Origin of the sequence: Prevotella vespertina, from assembly GCF_009728485.1 — a bacterium.
Lineage (GTDB): Bacteria > Bacteroidota > Bacteroidia > Bacteroidales > Bacteroidaceae > Prevotella > Prevotella vespertina.
Window position 1 is genome coordinate 355264 of the sequence record NZ_VVIQ01000001.1, and the last position, 17086, is coordinate 372349.

Genomic DNA, 17086 nt, shown 5'->3' on the forward strand with positions numbered 1-17086 from the left:
TATGTGTAACAAACGACTATTTCTACTCTTACTCGGCGTTTTCTTTGTTCTAATAGCGCATGCGCAAGAGCAGAGATACACTCGTTTAAAGGGTTATTATCGTGTTTATCAGGCGACAAATAGCATGCTCTCTTATTTTGTAGATGGTATGATGGAGTTCTATATACCCGTATCTGACTCCATAGCAGGCAACTCTGACAATAAAAAGAAGTCGCCTTTTATTGATAGAAAGTTCCTTGGTGAGCGTCGTCGAAAGGCTCCGAAAGCCAATGGTGACGATACCTTTGTGCGGATGTCACTGCCAAATCTAGAGCGACAAACGCTTATTGAGAGTATAAATAGCGAAGAGTATTCAACGAGGAACAATGGAGATGTGTATCGATGGGCGGATAAGTGCGGTAAAATAACGCATGACAAACAGAAGATAAAAGGGCAGACTGAATTGCTGACAACTATCGAGATGGATGAGTTAGTGGGGCAACCTAACCATGAAATAGATATGAGTCAGTTGCGTATGTATGGTATCGTTGCTCGTATGACACAATTTGATGAGAGTGAAACTTACCTTTCTAATTATGCTCTTAACGCCTTCCAAAAGCATCAAACCTTCTTTGCTCGTTATCGAGGAGAGGATGTTGACGATCGTATTGATGTATGGAGTGAGTTCTATGTATCGGATAGAATGACGATAACAGAGGCTGAACTCAAACAGATAAAGAAGGAGAAAAACCATGTATGGACGTTCTCTATTCCCGCTTCTGTCCCTCCTTTAGATAAGGAAGTAGTTGCTGCTTGGGAAAAGATGATAGAATACTAGGGCACCAGACTACCAATAATTGAAATGTAAAATGAGGAAAATTCTTTATTTATTCATGCTTCCCTTGCTTATTGTTAGTTGTTCGCAAGGGGCAAAAAAACGTAGTTTTCCAAAGGAGAAGTTCACCATTGACCTCTTACTTCCTACTTCCCCCGTGAAGAATCAAGGCTCCAGTTCACTTTGTTGGGTCTATGCTATGCTTGCAACGATTGAGTCAGAGCATATCATACAAGGTGATTCTGTCAATCTAAGTGCCGATTATGTGGCTCGAATGTACCTATATGAGCAGGCTAGAAAACGCCAATTTCTACCGAAGAGAGTGGCTCGTTTAGAGCGACCCATCACCACTCGTGGTATGAGTACAATGACACTTGACCTCATCAAAACCTATGGTTTACAGCATTATGATGCCTATCATAGTGAGCCAGATATGGACTATAATGTCCTTTGTAGGCGTCTTGATCGTTCGAAGAAGGTTGACGAACTCTTGGATAAGAGTATCGGAACTTTACCAAAACAGGTCTTTATGTTTGGTGTGCGATACACTCCTTACGAGTTTGCACGCAGCGTTTGTATGCCAGATGAGTACACAGCGGTAACGAGTTTCCTACATCATCCATTGCATGAGAGCTTTCCTTTAGAAGTTCCAGATAATTATTTCCACGATACCTTCCTAAATATTCCAGCAAAAGACATCATCCCCTGCATTGTAAATAGCCTGAAGAAAGAGCATCCCGTGTGCTGGGAAGGTGACGTCTCAGAGCCCCTCTTCTCCTTTGAACATGGATATGCAGTGTTGGATGATGAGGCTCGGCAATGGACAGAAAAGGACAGACAGGAAGCGTTTGAGCACTTTCAAACAACTGACGACCATTGTATGGAGATTGTTGGAATAGCCCATGACCAGCATGGTAAACGCTTCTTTCTTTGTAAAAATAGCTGGGGCACGGACAATCCTTACCATGGTTTCATGTTCTTGAGTGAGCCTTATGTCTATATGAAGACCATTGCCTTGGTGGGAACTAACCTATAGTTATCTACTGCGAAAAGCCTCTTTATCATGGAGAAAACTTTTCCTTGGAATTAAAAATAGATTAAAAAGTAGACGAAAATAATCTAATAATAGAATAAAAATAGGTTAAAAATAACAACAAACGACGCTTATCAGTATTATTGATGAGCGTCGTTTGTTGGATAGATGAGGCTTATTACTTAGTAAAGAGTTGCTTTGCAAACTCCCAGATAACGATTCCTGCGGTCACACTAACATTCAGAGAGTGCTTCGTTCCGAACTGTGGTATCTCCAAGCAAGCATCACTCATGTCAACAACAGATTGTTTTACGCCCTTCACCTCATTGCCCATGATGATGGCATAATGGCTGTTGTTTGTAGTCGATTCAGCATTGAGATTGAGCGTATGGAGCTTTGTTGAATGTTCAACCTGCTCTACGCTATAAACGAAAACACCCTTCTTATGCAAATCTTCAACGGCATCTTCTGTCCGTTCAAAGTATTTCCAATCAACCGAATCTTCACCTCCTAAAGCCGTCTTATGTATCTCGGCATTAGGAGGAGTAGCCGTTATACCACATAGATAGATGGCTTCTATACGAAAAGCATCGGCTGAACGGAATACACTTCCTACATTATATAATGACCGCACATCGTCTAGAACGACGATGAGAGGCAACTTCTCGGCTTCTTTAAACTCCTCAATGGAGAGCCGACTCATCTCTATTGTACGTAACTTGCGCATTTATTTCATACTAAAAGCAACCGCATAGGCTTTGATCTTAGTAACCATTGACAGCAAACCATTGCTTCTTGTAGGTGAAAGATGCTGTCTCAAGCCTATCTTATCAATGAAGTATAGGTCGGAATCTATAATCTCTTGTGCGGTATGATGACTTAGAACGCGAATCAAAAGAGCGATAATACCTTTCGTGATAAGCGCATCTGAATCAGCTGTAAACACCAGTTTGCCATCGACATTATCGCATTGGAGCCATACACGACTTTGACATCCGTCTATGAGATTCTGCTCGTTTTTATACTGTTCAGCCAATGGTTCAAGCTCATTACCTAGGTCGATTAACATCTGATACTTGTCCATCCAATCGGAGAAGTCGCTGAACTCTTCTATTACTGCATCTTGCGCTTCGTTTATTGTCATAGTTTCTTTTATTTAAAGGAGTGGTAGGAGTGAAGGAGAAAAGGGAGTTAAGACAAGTGTAAAGCGGCTTGATGTGTTTCAATCTACTATACCAAGAATCGGTATTGTAGCCTTGTATATCCTTAATGTACCATCAAGAACATTTGTCTTAACGCCCTTTCATTCCTTAATTCTTGGCACTCTTGATTAGTTTAAACAGCTTATCATTCGGTCTAACCTTATCTGGAACGGGGATAGACACACGCCATCCTTGCTCTGCAACATCCACTGGTTTGAGGTCATAACGTATCTCTTCAGCATTGAGGAACATAGCTCCAGTGGTGTTACCAGTGATGAGTAGCTTGTCACCCTTTGCGAAGGTGTTGGCTTCAACGGCTATTTCTGCAACGCCAAGACGCGAGAAGTACTTCATCACCTTACCGATGAGAACTTTCTTTTCAGTAGCCTTGTTACCATATTCCTTGGTCCATTCTCCCATCTTCTGACCCTGATAGTAGCCATCCCAGAAACCGCGATTGAAGACTGTAGATAAGCGTTCGTCCCACTTGTCTTTCTTCTCTTCTGTGAAGGTTCCATCCAATACGCTCTGTATTGCCTCTCGATAACAAGTGACCACAGTGTGTACATATTCGGGTCCACGAGCACGACCTTCTATCTTGAAGACACGTACTCCAGCATCCATCATCTTATCAATGAATCGAACGCTCTTAAGGTCTTTTGGACTCATTATATACTTATTGTCTATCTCCAACTGGTTGCCTGTTTCGTTATCAGTTACCGTATAACTACGACGGCAAATCTGCACACATTCACCACGATTAGCCGATCTGTTGGCATCGTGAAGACTCATATAACACTTGCCAGAGATAGCCATGCAGAAGGCTCCATGACAGAACATCTCTATGCGAATAGGCTGTCCTTTAGGTCCACAAATGTTCTGTTTTATAATCTGTTCGTGTATCTCCTTTACCTGATCCATGTTCAGTTCGCGTGCCAAAACGGCTACATCTGCAAATTGCGCATAGAACTTTAAGGCATCAATATTTGATATATTCAATTGGGTGGAGAGGTGGACTTCAACGCCAACTTGCCTACAATACATCATTACAGCTACATCGCTCGCTATGACGGCAGTGATATTTGCATCCTTAGCAGCGTCTATAATCTCGTGCATCGTTGTAATGTCTTCACCATAGATAACCGTGTTTACCGTTAGATAAGTCTTGATGTTCTGTGCGTTGCAAGTCTCTGCTATCTCCTTAAGGTCGTCTATTGTGAAGTGATTAGCAGAGTGGGAACGCATGTTCAACTTACCTATTCCGAAGTAAACAGAGTTTGCTCCAGCATGTATAGCAGCCGCCAATGACTCACGAGAGCCAACGGGTGCCATTATTTCAAAGTCGTTTATATTCTTATCCATTATGTTTATTATCTTGAACTGGGTGCTATCAGTTAGTAAGGTGTTTGTTTCCTTTTATGTAATACCTCGCTAAGGTGTTATGTAGATACTGATGAGCAACTCCTTATAAAGTAATCTCTTTTACTGAGAATAATCACTTTGCAAAGGTACAGAAAATATCCGATAAAGGGCGTAAAGGACTTTGTAACTTTTGTAAAAAGCCTATTTTCGTCGGTTCTAAAGGTCAAATAGTCAGGCTGTTCTTCGACTATCTACAATCTTTTTAGTATCTTTGCAAGCTGATTTTTATCGGTTAGAAAGGTATGAAAAAACTATATATTGAGACGTACGGATGCCAGATGAACGTGGCAGACTCTGAAGTGGTTGCCTCTGTAATGAAGATGGCTGGGTACGATGTATGCGATAATGAAGATGAAGCAGACGCTATCTTCTTGAACACATGCTCGGTTCGTGAGAATGCAGAAAACAAGATTTATCATCGCTTGGACACCTTACATGCAGAGCAGAAGAAGGGTCGCAAGCTCATTCTGGGTGTATTGGGATGTATGGCAGAACGCGTTAGGGACGATCTTATTCAGAACCATTTTGCTAACTTAGTATGCGGTCCTGACTCTTATCTAAACCTCCCCGACATGATTGCGCAATGCGAGAATGGGAACAACGCATTAGATATCGAGCTATCAACAACAGAGACTTATCGAGACGTAATACCGCAACGCTTCGGTGGAAACCGTGTATCGGGATTTGTCAGCATCATGCGTGGTTGCAATAATTTCTGCCACTATTGTATCGTTCCATTCACGCGTGGTAGAGAGCGTTCTCGTGATGTGGAAAGTATCTTGAAGGAGGTTAAGGACTTGCATGATAAGGGCTTTAAGGAGGTGACGCTATTGGGTCAGAACGTTAATTCCTATGGTCTTTTGCCAAACGGGAAACGCCCCGAAAATGGCACATCATTCGCAGAACTCTTGCGTAAAGTGGCTCAAAGTGTGCCAGACATGCGCGTTCGCTTCACTACTTCTAACCCAGAAGATATGACCGTAGATATTATCGAGGCAGTAGCGTCGGAACCGAACCTCTGTAATCATATACACTTCCCCGCACAGAGTGGAAGCAATAAAGTCTTGAGGTTAATGAACCGTAAGTACACTCGTGAAGACTACTTAAGTAAGATAGAGGCAATACGTCGTCTCATTCCTGATTGTGGGTTAACAACAGACATTTTCATCGGTTATCACGATGAAACAGAGGCTGATTATCAAGAGACCTTGTCGTTAATGCGTGAGGTTGGATTCGATTCCGCTTTTATGTTCAAATACTCAGAACGCCCAGGAACATACGCTGCAAAGCACCTTCCCGACAATGTTTCAGAAGATGAGAAGATTCGTCGTTTGAATGAATTGATACGCCTTCAGACCGAAATCTCTGCTGAACAGAACAAGAAGGATGAGGGGAAAGAGTTTGAAATCCTCATCGAACGCTTTGGAAAACGAAGTCGCGAGCAACTTATGGGACGCACTCCTCAAAACAAAGCAGTCGTTATTGCACGTGGTAATCATCACATCGGAGAGTTCGTTCGAGTACGTATAACAGGCTCAACTAGTGCCACTTTATTTGGTGAAGAAGTGTAAAATTAGAAAATGGGATAAGCTGACAAAACACTTATGAGAGAGTTTCTACACGTATTACGGAGGTTCGTTCCACCTTATAAGAAGTATCTTTTCTTGTCGATAATATTCAACATCTTATCGGCAATACTCAATATCTTTTCCTTTGCAACACTGATTCCTTTGCTCCAAATATTGTTTAAGGTGGATGCAGGAACAGGTGCAACGCATTACATGTCATGGGATGCTGGGTCAATAAAGGAGGTTCTGTCCAATAATGCTGATTACTATACACAGATCTTTATAACCAGTGTTGGACCAACTACCACATTATTAATTATAGGTCTGATACTCGCTTTCATGACCTTCTTAAAGACGGGTGCTTACTTCTTATCATCGGCTTCTATCATTCCAATTCGTACAGGAGTTGTACGTGACATACGTAATCAACTCTATCAGAAAATAACCTCTCTTTCACTTGGCTTCTTTAGTGAGGAACGTAAGGGAGACATAATCGCAAGGATGAGTGGAGACGTGCAGGAGATAGACAACTCCATCATGTCTTCTATCGACATGTTATTTAAGAACCCTGTACTTATCGTCATTTACTTTACCACCTTATTAATAATATCCTGGCAGTTAACGCTCTTCACTCTTCTTTTTGTCCCTATCTTTGGATGGTTCATGGGCTATGTTGGACGTAAACTAAAGCAGAATAGCATTACAGCACAGGGTCTTTGGAGTGATACCATGAGCCAGGTTGAAGAGACACTGGGTGGTTTAAGGGTCATCAAAGCCTTTTGTGCCGAAGGACTTATGAATGAACGCTTCAACAAAGTGAATACTTCTTACCGCAACGACATCATGCGTGTGAATATTCGTCAGCAACTGGCGCACCCGATGAGTGAGTTCTTAGGAACAGTGATGATTGTTGTTGTACTCTGGTTTGGTGGTACTTTGGTACTCGGACAGTACCCAATTATCAGCGGACCAACCTTTATTTACTATCTTGTCATCCTTTATAGCATACTTAATCCACTAAAGGAATTCTCTCGTGCAGGCTATAATATCCCTAAAGGACTTGCTTCCATGGAACGTGTGGATAAGATTCTTAAAGCGGAGGTAGACATCAAGGACTGTGAAAACCCAGTCCATCTCAAATCATTCGAGCATGAGATTGAGTTCCGACATGTTAGCTTTGCTTATGCAGATGAGAAGGATAAAGACGGCAATCCAGTCTTGCATTGGGTATTGAAGGACATCAACTTGGTGATTCCAAAGGGTAAGACCATAGCTTTGGTGGGGCAGAGTGGTAGCGGAAAGTCCACTCTCTTAGACCTTATACCACGTTATTACGATGTTCAGAAGGGTGAGATTCTCATTGACGGAATCAACGTGAAGGATCTAGGAGTGCATGACTTACGCCAGTTGATAGGTAATGTAAACCAAGAGGCAATCCTCTTCAACGATAGTTTTAAGAACAACATCTCCTTCGGAGTGACTGCTTCTGATGAGGCAATAGAGGATGCTGCGAAGATAGCTAACGCCCATGACTTCATTACGCATAGTGAGAAAGGTTACGACACAAACATCGGTGATCGTGGAGGAAGGCTTTCGGGGGGGCAGCGCCAACGTGTGAGTATAGCGCGCGCCATCCTCAAGAATCCTCCAATTCTTATCCTCGATGAGGCTACATCGGCGTTGGATACTGAGAGCGAACGCCTTGTTCAAGATGCTCTCTATAAGTTGATGCGAACGAGAACGACCATTGCTGTGGCGCACCGACTATCTACTATCAAGAATTCTGATGAGATATGTGTGATGCACGAGGGCGAGATTGTAGAGCGAGGAACGCATGACGAACTGATGGAGATGAATGGTTATTATAAGAAGTTGCACGATATGCAGGAGATATAAAAAGCCCCCTCTCCAAGGCTTATTGTCGAATGGATGGGAGAATGCATAGTATTATTTACAAATGAAGAGGGCGTTTCTTTGATGTGAGAAGAGCGTCTCCTTGCTATGAAGAGAGGCTTTCCTTCAATGGAGGAAAGCCTCTCTTTCTTTTTATCCTCTTGATTGCTATTAATGAAGATATGTGTTTTAAAGAAATACCTAACATGAGTTGCAAGTAAAAGAAATAATATCTATATTTGCAAGCAATACTAATATATAAAATAGATAACTAATCTTGATATACATTTAAACAGCTTGGCTTATGAAAAAGAAAATCCTTTTAATGCTTGTACTATTGGCTACTTGCGTAAGTGTTAGTCGTGCTCAAACGAGTAAGTTTAACGTGACTTTCGCCACAGATTTGGGCTTGGGTGGTAAGTCATATAAGATTGTAACCCCTCATATCTCTGCCACTTATGATGTTACGAAGAGGCTTTCTGCAGGCTTGAGAGTCGAAGAAGCCGTTACCTTAATGAAGTCTCAAGGGATTAAGACACACGATTTACTCACTACCTTTGGTGGGCAAGTTGAATATGATATTGGTAAGATTTCTATTGCATCTGGTAATGTATTTAGTCTGCTCGTACAGCCTCGAGTAAGCGTAGGGCACACCATTGGCGGTGGACATAACCGCGGCTACATGTATTATCAAGGTGGAATTTACGTTAGGAAAAGTAGCGGTAGCATTCGTTCAGAGCTTGGTTTAGGCGTTAGATACAATGACTATCGTAGCGACCTAAACAAAGATAAGGCAGTGTTCTATGTCTCTTATGGATTCGTTCTGAAGTAAGCTCGATTTAAAGTAAGTAAATCTTAGGGTTGACATGACTTCCTGTAAGGGAATTTGTCAGCCCTATGTGCTATGGAAACTCAATCTAGTAGCGATGTTCGTAAATAATGTGTTTTTCTTTGAAAAACATTTTGTTTTCTCGATAATATTTCGCACTTTTGCCCTTAGATATACTAACGTAAACAGAAAGAGCAACTAAAAACCATGTTAGATAAGGAGAACAAGCGCCGCACGGTGGTCTTACTTCTAATGGTATTATCCGTGTTGAACGTCTTTGCGCAGCTGTCAAGTCGAGGAAAGGATACGCCTACTTCGACAACTGACCGCTTATCCTCTGGCTCGGAATATAAGCTTATCTTTAATGATGAATTTAATCAGCCAGATGGCACGTTGCCTGATATTCAATACAAGAAAGAGCCAGATAATCCAGAACAATGGCCTTTTGACAAGTCCGATTTCTATCTGATACTTAACCAATCAGTGGGTGACGGTTCTTGGGCAAAGCCCGTTGATACTACTCATACATACCAAATGGAGATAGATTGGATACGTGTTTACCAAAGAGATAAAACTAACATAAACAAAAGGAAATAATCTATGGAAGAACAAATCGAAGTTAAAGAGCTTGATAATGTGGTCGTTCACTTCTCCGGGGATTCGGGGGATGGAATGCAGTTAGCCGGTAACATCTTCACAACAATATCCGCAACTGTGGGTAATGGAGTGTCTACGTTCCCTGATTATCCAGCTGATATCCGTGCCCCGCAAGGCTCGTTAACGGGTGTGAGTGGCTTTCAGGTGCATGTTGGTGCAGGCAAGGTATATACACCGGGAGACCGTTGTGATGTGCTCGTAGCCATGAATGCGGCAGCACTGAAGATGCAGTACAGGCATTGCAAACCGAATGGAACCATCATTATTGATACCGATTCCTTTGGTGCGAAAGACCTCCAAAAGGCAGAGTTCCGCAGTGATGACTATCTAGGTGAGATGGGTATCGACCCCGATAGAGTGGTTGCTTGCCCTATAACAAAGATGGTGAAGGAGTGTTTGGCTGATACTGGCATGGATAATAAGTCCATGTTAAAGTGCCGCAATATGTTTGCTTTGGGACTTGTCTGCTGGCTTTTCAATCGTGATTTGAGCTTAGTAGATAGTTTCCTAGAGGCTAAGTTCAAGAAGAAACCAGCTGTTGCCGAAGCCAATAAACGTGTTGTAAGAGCTGGATATGACTATGGTCACAACGTACATGCGTCTGTTCCGAACACTTACCGCATAGAGTCTAAGGTGAAGGAAGCGGGTCGCTATATGGATATCACGGGTAACAAGGCGACTGCCTACGGCTTGATGGCAGCAGCAGAGAAGGCTGGCTTGCGTTTATTCTTGGGTTCTTATCCTATCACTCCAGCAACAGATATCCTCCACGAATTGGCTAAACACAAGTCAATGGGCGTCACAACGGTGCAATGCGAAGACGAGATTGCAGGTTGCGCATCGGCTATCGGTGCTGCTTTTGCAGGTGCTTTAGCTGCTACATCAACCTCTGGTCCAGGTATCTGTCTAAAGAGTGAGGCAATAAATCTAGCCCTTATTGATGAGCTTCCATTGGTGATTATCGACGTACAGCGTGGTGGTCCGTCTACCGGCTTACCAACTAAGAGTGAGCAGACCGACCTCTTGCAGGTGCTTTATGGGCGTAACGGTGAAAGCCCAATGCCTGTTATTGCAGCCACAAGTCCCACTGATTGCTTCGATGCAGCGTATCACGCATGTAAGATAGCATTGGAACATATGACGCCAGTAGTGCTCTTGACCGATGCATTCATTGCTAACGGCTCTTCTGCGTGGAAGTTACCTGACATCGAAGAGCTGCCCGAGATTCATCCACATTATGCTACAGAGGAACAGAAGTATAAGTACACTCCTTACAAGCGTGACCCAGAGACGCTCGCACGTTACTGGGCGATACCAGGCACAGAGGGCTATACACACATCCTAGGAGGATTGGAGAAGGATGGAGAAACGGGTAGTATCTCAACCGATCCAGAGAATCATGACAAGATGGATAGGCTTCGTTGGGATAAAGTGGCACGTATTCCTGTACCCGACCTACAGGTGCTTGGTGATGAGAAAGACGCCGATTTGCTCATAGTAGGCTTTGGTAGTAGCTATGGTCACTTGTATTCTGCAATGGAAGAGTTGCGTCGTAAGGGTAATAAGGTAGCCTTGGCACAATTCAAGTACATCAACCCTCTGCCAAAGAATACGGCAGAAGTACTGGGAAGATACAAGAAGGTGGTGGTTGCCGAACAGAACCTTGGTCAGTTAGCAGCCCTTCTACGTATTCGTATCAACCATTTTGCTCCTTATCAGTACAACCAAGTAAAGGGACAGCCTTTCGTTGTTACGGAATTAGTTGCAACGTTTGAGAAACTCCTTAAGGCTCCATTACCAAAGGAAGAGAGTGGTACGTTCTATACAAAGATATTGCAGTAAGACCCCTAAACATAACTTCTTTAAATTCTAAACAGATTATGAACCAATATACAGCACAAGACTTTAAGAAGGGACAACCACGCTGGTGCCCCGGATGTGGCGACCACTTCTTCCTTGCCAGCTTGCAGAAAGCAATGGCAGAACTAGGTGTTCCACCTTATGAAACTGCTGTTATCAGTGGTATCGGGTGCTCAAGTCGATTACCCTATTACGCTAATACCTATGCCATGCAGACCATTCATGGTCGTGCCGCAGCTATCTCTACGGGTGCAAAGGTAACCAATCCCAACCTTACCATTTGGCAGGTTTCGGGCGATGGTGACGCTCTTGCCATCGGTGGTAACCACTTCATCCATGCCATGCGACGCAATATCGACTTGAATATGATTCTGTTGAACAACCGCATCTATGGTCTAACGAAGGGACAATACTCCCCAACTAGTCCTCGCGGGTTCGTCTCTAAGTCGAGTCCCTTTGGTACAACGGAAGATCCGTTCCGCCCCGCTGAACTCTGTTTCGGTGCTCGTGGCAACTTCTTCGCACGTAGCGTTGCCAGCGACAACAATGAGACAATGGCCATTCTCAAGGCTGCTTACCAGCATAAGGGGGCTTCCGTGTGTGAGATTTTGCAGAATTGTGTGATCTTCAACGATGGTTGTCACAACTCAGTCTACACCTCTCAAGGTCGTAAAGAGAATGCAATCTACGTTAAGCATGGCGAACCTTTGATCTTTGGAGCTAATAAGGAGTATGGACTCATGCAAGAGGGATTCGGCTTGAAGGTAGTTAAGATTGGCGAGAACGGCGTTACGCAAGATGATATCCTCGTACATGATGCCCACTGCCAAGACAATACTCTACAGCTGAAGTTGGCTATGATGAGTAATGAAGATGGTTTCCCAATAGCCCTCGGAGTGATTCGTGATGTTGAAGCACCTACTTACGATGCTGCAGTGAACCAACAGATAGAAGAAGTGAAGGCGCAGAAGCATTATCACACGTTCATGGAAATGTTGGAAACCAACGATATATGGGAAGTAAAGTGATGTGATTCTCATTTATAGCACTTGCGTTTGTAATAGAAAATGTGTATCTTTGCCCTTAGGTAAATAATACGTTGAGCCATGCACAGATTCACAGAATTCCTATATAGCAAGTGCCCCTTGCAAGCTAATGTCAGTTCTTTACGCTCATTGTTAGCGTTAGGGACTGGCATTTTTATACTCCTTTATCTCTTCCAACCATTTGGTATTAGCAACTATTCTGGCAGTATCTTTCTGATGTGTTTGGGCGTAGGCATACTCTCGTCATGCGTTCAAGGACTCTGTTCTTTGCTTTTCTTGGGCATACCAAGGCGTAAAAAAGGATTCGTTACCAATGGTGATGTGCTAATATATTCGGTTGCAATCGAACTAGCTATGGCGTTTTCCATGACCATTTATGCCTCATTCTGCTTTAAGGTACCGCTCTCGTGGCAACTCTTCTTAGTCTTTTTTTACTGGACTTTCCTAATTTGGTTACTCGTGACAGGTATCTCCACGCTGATAAGTTACAACCGAATGTTGCACAACAGACTTGAGGAAGTGAAGGTTAAGACCAATGAGGAGCAAGTAGGAATTATGATTACATTACATGACCAGAATCTGCGTGGCGAGGACCTATCGTTGCCTATAAACAATCTCTTGTATATCGAAGCGCAGAAGAATAACGCATTAGTGTGCTACGTGGCGTGCGACAAGATAGAACGTAGGGAACTTCGCACCACATTGACCGCCTTGAAAGCCGATCTGCCGTATGATAATATCTTTCAATGCCACCGTTCCTTCCTCGTAAACATCAATAATATTGAGTCGGCAAAGGGTAACTCCAATGGTTATCTCTTGCGCTTTAAGGTGTGTCGCGATACGATTCCTGTGTCCCGCACCTTTGTTCCCAGTTTACGAAAATACCTTAGTTAAAATCGCACCCAACCTTATTTAAAGCCCTTTCTGATAACCTCTCCAAGCCCTTCTCATAGTAGGAATGCCCCTAATAGAAGTGAGTTTGGATAGGCAAATCATTGTGTTTTTGTCAGTGCCTTACGCCATTTCTTCCTGTCGTTAGGCTATGCTTGAGGCACTCTTACCTATGTAATGATGCTCGGAATAGTATGATTGCGAATGCTAATTCCTATGAGTTGCGTTACAAACTAAGGGGAGTTTCATCTGTTAGACCTATGTCTTCTGTTAGTTTCACCATGGTGAAACTTATGTTTCATCGTGATGAGACATTCGTTTCATCATGATGAAATCTGTGTCTCTTCATGATGAAACTAAAAAAAGGTAGCTACAAAAGAGATGAAAGGGAGGTTGGAAACGGATGTAATGTATATGCAAAAGAGATGGACGGGAGGTTGGAAACGGATGTAATGTATATGCAAAAGAAATGGAAGTGAGGTTGGAAAGGGATGTAATGTATATACAAAAGAGACGAAACTGAGGTTGGAAAGGGAGCTTTAGTGTGAGTAAAAGCATTGCAGAAAAGCTGTATTGGGCTTGTAAATCATAGTATTGGATGTTGAGAATAATCGTTTTATGGGGTGGAGGTGCGCATTGATAGGTATATAATATAAGGTGCATAAAAACCTTTTACGGCTTTATGCACCTTCGTTTGTGTATTATTGATGTATTCTTTGAGGCTTATACGTTCAATGTTTCATTCTTTTTTAGTACGCGAGATATCGTCGCAAAGAAGTCGTTTAACTCTTCCTGCTGATCCTCTTGGAAGGTATTTCTTTTCCTGATTTTCAGTTTAATTGATTCTCCTTTAATAACGAGAAAGAAGTGTTTCTGCTTTTCATCAAAGCCAGCCTGCTCTATGCTTGTCATAGGATAATAGAACATATCCCATTCAGCTTGCTCATTAGATTTGATTCTGTAGAAGCCTGGTATAGGTTGAGCGAGAGCGGATATTATATACATGTCCTCATCATTGTAGGCAATAATTGCTGGGTCTATTTGTCCTAAACTCCCCTTAGGAATATAAAATTCTACACACTTGATATTGCTTGTATTGATAGAAGGGTACTTCTTTGTGATGAATTCCATTGCCTTTGCTGTGTAGACTCCCTTACTATTCTTACCTTTTTGCCGCACGTAGAACATAAGCGAGAAGGCAATAATACTCGCTGCAATGAACATGATGATAACTAGAACAAAAGTATGATCCATAATCTGAAAGATTTAATATGTTATTGATAAATTATTTCAACTTAACTTTTACCCAAGGGCTCTCGGGATGTTTCAAAAGCCATTTCACTACGTTACAAAAGCCTAAGACATCACGCTCCTCTGGATGAGAAGTCCAACAACAACGTCCGATGATATAAGAACGTCCGAGCTCTTCCCATGTGTCGAATGTGCTGATGGCTCTTTGGTAAGCTCTCTCCAGATAGTCCCACGCCTGGTCTGCATTGAGGTATTTCATTTCCACACCAACACGCACGAGATAGGCTGCGCGCCCTATATCCCATCCTATAACGTCTTTTCCTGTTATAGCATCCCATGAGGTAATCAGTTCATTAGCAAGTAGACTATCTTGTGCTGCAATATAGTTGGTTAGCATATTAAGCAAATCGCTTAAATCTACAGCTCGTGTTATGTAATGTTTATCAACAATACTTGCCATTGACCATATACGTCGTACCTCAGTGTTGATTCCGCTGTCTTCTTGTACCTCTGCCATCATTTCTTCTTTTATAACAGCAATATCAAGTGAGCGGCAACGTCCGAGCAATTCCTCTATGGTTTCGCATAATTCTTGTCGATTTGTGATACCCCAGCCTTGTTCGAGAAGTACTTTTGCACGTGAACCAATCTTAGATGAAAGTGTAAAATGGTCTCCTCCCTGCTGCCCTTGGTATTGTGCACTTAGGGAGATGCGACGTAATTGTTCGTCGGATAGTTTACTTGAATAGTTGAATAGCCCCATAGCTTTGGTTTTTAAGTTGCTGTCAAAGATACGAAAAATTCAGTTGTATAGGTAAAGGTATAGTTTTCTTTAACATTTTTACCTTCGTCGTTCTTCCTGTTATACATCACTTCACATGGATTGAAAAGCGATTAGTCATTAGTCCCAAAAACTAGTATTTCAGCTGAGCACATAGTTATACAGCCCATAACTTGGTCGTCTGTCCCCAATATTTGGAGCTTGCTAAAAGGCTTACTACATTTGCAGCAGACAATATGTTTCACCTTTTAAAATTAGGACTTATGAGAACTTTAATTTCAAAACTCGTCGTTATCGTTGCCCTTATGTGCGCAACTAGTGTTTACGCAGCTGATGTTCAGCCTATGGAAAAGGCTTTGAGCAATACGCTAAGTAAAGTAAATGCAGAAAATGCAGAGTCTATTGTCGTTGGTATGGATGCTTTGGATCGACTGACGAAACAGTATCCTAACGAATGGTTACCGCTTTATTACAAGACGCTCTTTGCTCTTCAGTATGCTGTCCACTTCCCACAAGACAGTCATTCGGGCTTATTCCTTGAGTCAGCAAAGCCTGATTTGGAGGCGTTACAAGCACTCTGTCCGACTGATCGTGTAGCCCGTTCGGAGGCATTAGTGCTTAAAGGACTCTATTACACGGCACTCATTGTACAGAATCCTATGGTGAATGGCAAGTCATATTATATGGATGCAATCATCAATTACAAGTCGGCTATTGGTGTAAATCCTGATAATCCACGTGCACATTTGCTCCTCTACATCTTCTTTGATAACATGAGTAAGATTACTGGGCAACCTAGTATGAACGAACCAAAGGAATTGACAACCATCAAGCAACTCTATGCTAGTGAGCAACCACAGGGCTTGTTGCCTTCATGGGGAAAGGAATTGATGAACCTTTGTGGAATAAAGTAGCGCACACACATACATCTATCACTGCTGGGGAGTAAACCCTGGTAGTGATAGAAGTCATTAATAAGCATGCTTCCATTGAAATATAAGGTAAGTATGTTTGCTCATTTACTAGAAAACCATTACCTTTGAGACCTAAATAAATCATTTCTATAAGAAACAACTAATACTTAGCGTATGGCAAATTTACTAGATGAAGTCACGGGACCTGTTAATGAGTCAGGTCGTGACGTACATGTAATTGACAAGCAATTGGCAGTGACAGTTGGTACAGGGTCAACCCTATTTCAGATTGCTCTGTGGGTGGTAATACCCGTATTGGTGCTCCTGTTTGTAGCGATAATGGGTAGTACGATGGAGAATCCGTTGTTAGTAGCAGTTGTCGGTTGTCTTGTTGGAATCCTTCCTGGTGTAATCTTTATCTTTATGAAGATATCGGCTCGCAACTATTTCCAGCAATTAGAGCAGCGTATTCAGGCTGAGGCATCAAACATCGACAACTATCTAGAGCAACGTGTGCAGATTCTTCAGAACGTTGTAGGACTTGTTGAGCGTGCTATCGACTTAGATAAAGATGTGATGAAAGCCGTTGCTGCTCTACGTGGTGGTAGTGTCAATGAGACAAATCGTAACGAGGTGAGTGCGCAAGTAGGTTCTGCCTTAGGTCGGTTGTTCCCACAGGTTGAGGCTTATCCTGAGTTGAAAGCACATAGTGCCATCGCTGATGCTATGCAGCAGAACAATTATCTTCAGCGTGAAATCACAGCTGCCCGCACCGTATATAATAGTAGGGTGACCCAATGGAACACCGATATATTCTCATGGCCAACGAAGATGATTGTTGCAGCTCAGCAGGGCTACACTACTCGTATACCATTCACCGCATCGGCTGAAATACGTGAAGCTGCAAGAAGTAAGTTCTTCTAAG

Annotated in this window: 16 protein-coding genes; 11 read left to right on the forward strand and 5 right to left on the reverse strand. The window is 42.6% G+C overall.

What is annotated here, in order from left to right:
• Position 1 precedes the first annotated feature (1 nt).
• Together F0475_RS01275 and F0475_RS01280 are read left to right on the forward strand one after the other, a co-directional pair.
• Entirely contained in the window at positions 2–817 is an 816-nt protein-coding gene (locus F0475_RS01275; protein ID WP_155715045.1) for a hypothetical protein, read from the forward strand.
• A 31-nt stretch (positions 818–848) separates the two neighbouring features.
• Positions 849–1850, forward strand: coding sequence for a C1 family peptidase (locus F0475_RS01280; RefSeq protein ID WP_199879763.1), 1002 nt, complete (start codon positions 849–851; stop codon positions 1848–1850).
• Positions 1851–2025: 175 nt separating this feature from the next.
• Here the strand turns inward: F0475_RS01280 and F0475_RS01285 are convergent, their stop codons facing one another.
• The 3 genes from F0475_RS01285 to F0475_RS01295 form a co-directional block, all read right to left on the reverse strand.
• Positions 2026–2574 carry an RNA methyltransferase gene (locus tag F0475_RS01285; RefSeq protein ID WP_009434333.1) on the reverse strand — a complete coding sequence of 183 codons (549 nt, stop codon included), beginning with the start codon at positions 2572–2574 and terminating at the stop codon, positions 2026–2028.
• On the reverse strand, positions 2575–2991 hold the full coding sequence (locus tag F0475_RS01290; protein WP_155715046.1) for a SufE family protein: 417 nt from the start codon (positions 2989–2991) through the stop codon (positions 2575–2577).
• A gap of 166 nt (positions 2992–3157) precedes the next feature.
• On the reverse strand, positions 3158–4411 hold the full coding sequence (locus tag F0475_RS01295) for a peptidase U32 family protein (protein ID WP_155715047.1): 1254 nt from the start codon (positions 4409–4411) through the stop codon (positions 3158–3160).
• 302 nt (positions 4412–4713) lie between these two features.
• Here F0475_RS01295 and miaB point away from each other — a divergent pair, with 302 nt between their 5' ends.
• From miaB to F0475_RS01330, 7 genes are all read left to right on the forward strand, one after another.
• Positions 4714–6042: a tRNA (N6-isopentenyl adenosine(37)-C2)-methylthiotransferase MiaB gene (miaB, locus tag F0475_RS01300; RefSeq protein ID WP_155715048.1), complete on the forward strand. Its 1329-nt coding sequence runs from the start codon at positions 4714–4716 to the stop codon at positions 6040–6042.
• 33 nt (positions 6043–6075) lie between these two features.
• A complete protein-coding gene (locus tag F0475_RS01305; protein WP_155715049.1) occupies positions 6076–7935 on the forward strand; it encodes an ABC transporter ATP-binding protein in 1860 nt (619 codons plus the stop codon).
• Positions 7936–8236: 301 nt separating this feature from the next.
• Positions 8237–8764 carry a hypothetical protein gene (locus tag F0475_RS01310; protein ID WP_155715050.1) on the forward strand — a complete coding sequence of 176 codons (528 nt, stop codon included), beginning with the start codon at positions 8237–8239 and terminating at the stop codon, positions 8762–8764.
• A 204-nt stretch (positions 8765–8968) separates the two neighbouring features.
• Positions 8969–9358 carry a LamG domain-containing protein gene (locus tag F0475_RS01315; protein ID WP_155715051.1) on the forward strand — a complete coding sequence of 130 codons (390 nt, stop codon included), beginning with the start codon at positions 8969–8971 and terminating at the stop codon, positions 9356–9358.
• A 3-nt stretch (positions 9359–9361) separates the two neighbouring features.
• Positions 9362–11260: a 2-oxoacid:acceptor oxidoreductase subunit alpha gene (locus F0475_RS01320; RefSeq protein ID WP_009434390.1), complete on the forward strand. Its 1899-nt coding sequence runs from the start codon at positions 9362–9364 to the stop codon at positions 11258–11260.
• Between the two features lie 38 nt (positions 11261–11298).
• Entirely contained in the window at positions 11299–12306 is a 1008-nt protein-coding gene (locus F0475_RS01325) for a 2-oxoacid:ferredoxin oxidoreductase subunit beta (RefSeq protein WP_155715052.1), read from the forward strand.
• 78 nt (positions 12307–12384) lie between these two features.
• Positions 12385–13218 carry a LytTR family DNA-binding domain-containing protein gene (locus F0475_RS01330; protein ID WP_155715053.1) on the forward strand — a complete coding sequence of 278 codons (834 nt, stop codon included), beginning with the start codon at positions 12385–12387 and terminating at the stop codon, positions 13216–13218.
• Between the two features lie 720 nt (positions 13219–13938).
• Here F0475_RS01330 and F0475_RS01335 read toward each other — a convergent pair.
• Positions 13939–14469, reverse strand: coding sequence for a hypothetical protein (locus tag F0475_RS01335; protein ID WP_009434348.1), 531 nt, complete (start codon positions 14467–14469; stop codon positions 13939–13941).
• Between the two features lie 31 nt (positions 14470–14500).
• On the reverse strand, positions 14501–15229 hold the full coding sequence (locus F0475_RS01340; protein WP_155715054.1) for a DUF1266 domain-containing protein: 729 nt from the start codon (positions 15227–15229) through the stop codon (positions 14501–14503).
• Between the two features lie 281 nt (positions 15230–15510).
• Between F0475_RS01340 and F0475_RS01345 the strand changes: the two genes are divergently transcribed.
• Positions 15511–16161: a hypothetical protein gene (locus tag F0475_RS01345; protein ID WP_009434342.1), complete on the forward strand. Its 651-nt coding sequence runs from the start codon at positions 15511–15513 to the stop codon at positions 16159–16161.
• A gap of 174 nt (positions 16162–16335) precedes the next feature.
• Entirely contained in the window at positions 16336–17085 is a 750-nt protein-coding gene (locus F0475_RS01350) for a LemA family protein (RefSeq protein WP_004383119.1), read from the forward strand.
• Position 17086 lies beyond the last annotated feature (1 nt).

Coding starts and splice junctions, on each gene's coding strand:
- F0475_RS01290 (WP_155715046.1), bottom strand. CDS start 2,991: ATGACAATAAACGAAGCGCAAGATGCAGTAATAGAAGAGTTCAGCGAC.
- F0475_RS01310 (WP_155715050.1), top strand. CDS start 8,237: ATGAAAAAGAAAATCCTTTTAATGCTTGTACTATTGGCTACTTGCGTA.
- miaB (WP_155715048.1), top strand. CDS start 4,714: ATGAAAAAACTATATATTGAGACGTACGGATGCCAGATGAACGTGGCA.
- F0475_RS01320 (WP_009434390.1), top strand. CDS start 9,362: ATGGAAGAACAAATCGAAGTTAAAGAGCTTGATAATGTGGTCGTTCAC.
- F0475_RS01315 (WP_155715051.1), top strand. CDS start 8,969: ATGTTAGATAAGGAGAACAAGCGCCGCACGGTGGTCTTACTTCTAATG.
- F0475_RS01350 (WP_004383119.1), top strand. CDS start 16,336: ATGGCAAATTTACTAGATGAAGTCACGGGACCTGTTAATGAGTCAGGT.
- F0475_RS01340 (WP_155715054.1), bottom strand. CDS start 15,229: ATGGGGCTATTCAACTATTCAAGTAAACTATCCGACGAACAATTACGT.
- F0475_RS01280 (WP_199879763.1), top strand. CDS start 849: ATGAGGAAAATTCTTTATTTATTCATGCTTCCCTTGCTTATTGTTAGT.
- F0475_RS01330 (WP_155715053.1), top strand. CDS start 12,385: ATGCACAGATTCACAGAATTCCTATATAGCAAGTGCCCCTTGCAAGCT.
- F0475_RS01325 (WP_155715052.1), top strand. CDS start 11,299: ATGAACCAATATACAGCACAAGACTTTAAGAAGGGACAACCACGCTGG.
- F0475_RS01305 (WP_155715049.1), top strand. CDS start 6,076: ATGAGAGAGTTTCTACACGTATTACGGAGGTTCGTTCCACCTTATAAG.
- F0475_RS01295 (WP_155715047.1), bottom strand. CDS start 4,411: ATGGATAAGAATATAAACGACTTTGAAATAATGGCACCCGTTGGCTCT.
- F0475_RS01345 (WP_009434342.1), top strand. CDS start 15,511: ATGAGAACTTTAATTTCAAAACTCGTCGTTATCGTTGCCCTTATGTGC.
- F0475_RS01335 (WP_009434348.1), bottom strand. CDS start 14,469: ATGGATCATACTTTTGTTCTAGTTATCATCATGTTCATTGCAGCGAGT.
- F0475_RS01275 (WP_155715045.1), top strand. CDS start 2: ATGTGTAACAAACGACTATTTCTACTCTTACTCGGCGTTTTCTTTGTT.
- F0475_RS01285 (WP_009434333.1), bottom strand. CDS start 2,574: ATGCGCAAGTTACGTACAATAGAGATGAGTCGGCTCTCCATTGAGGAG.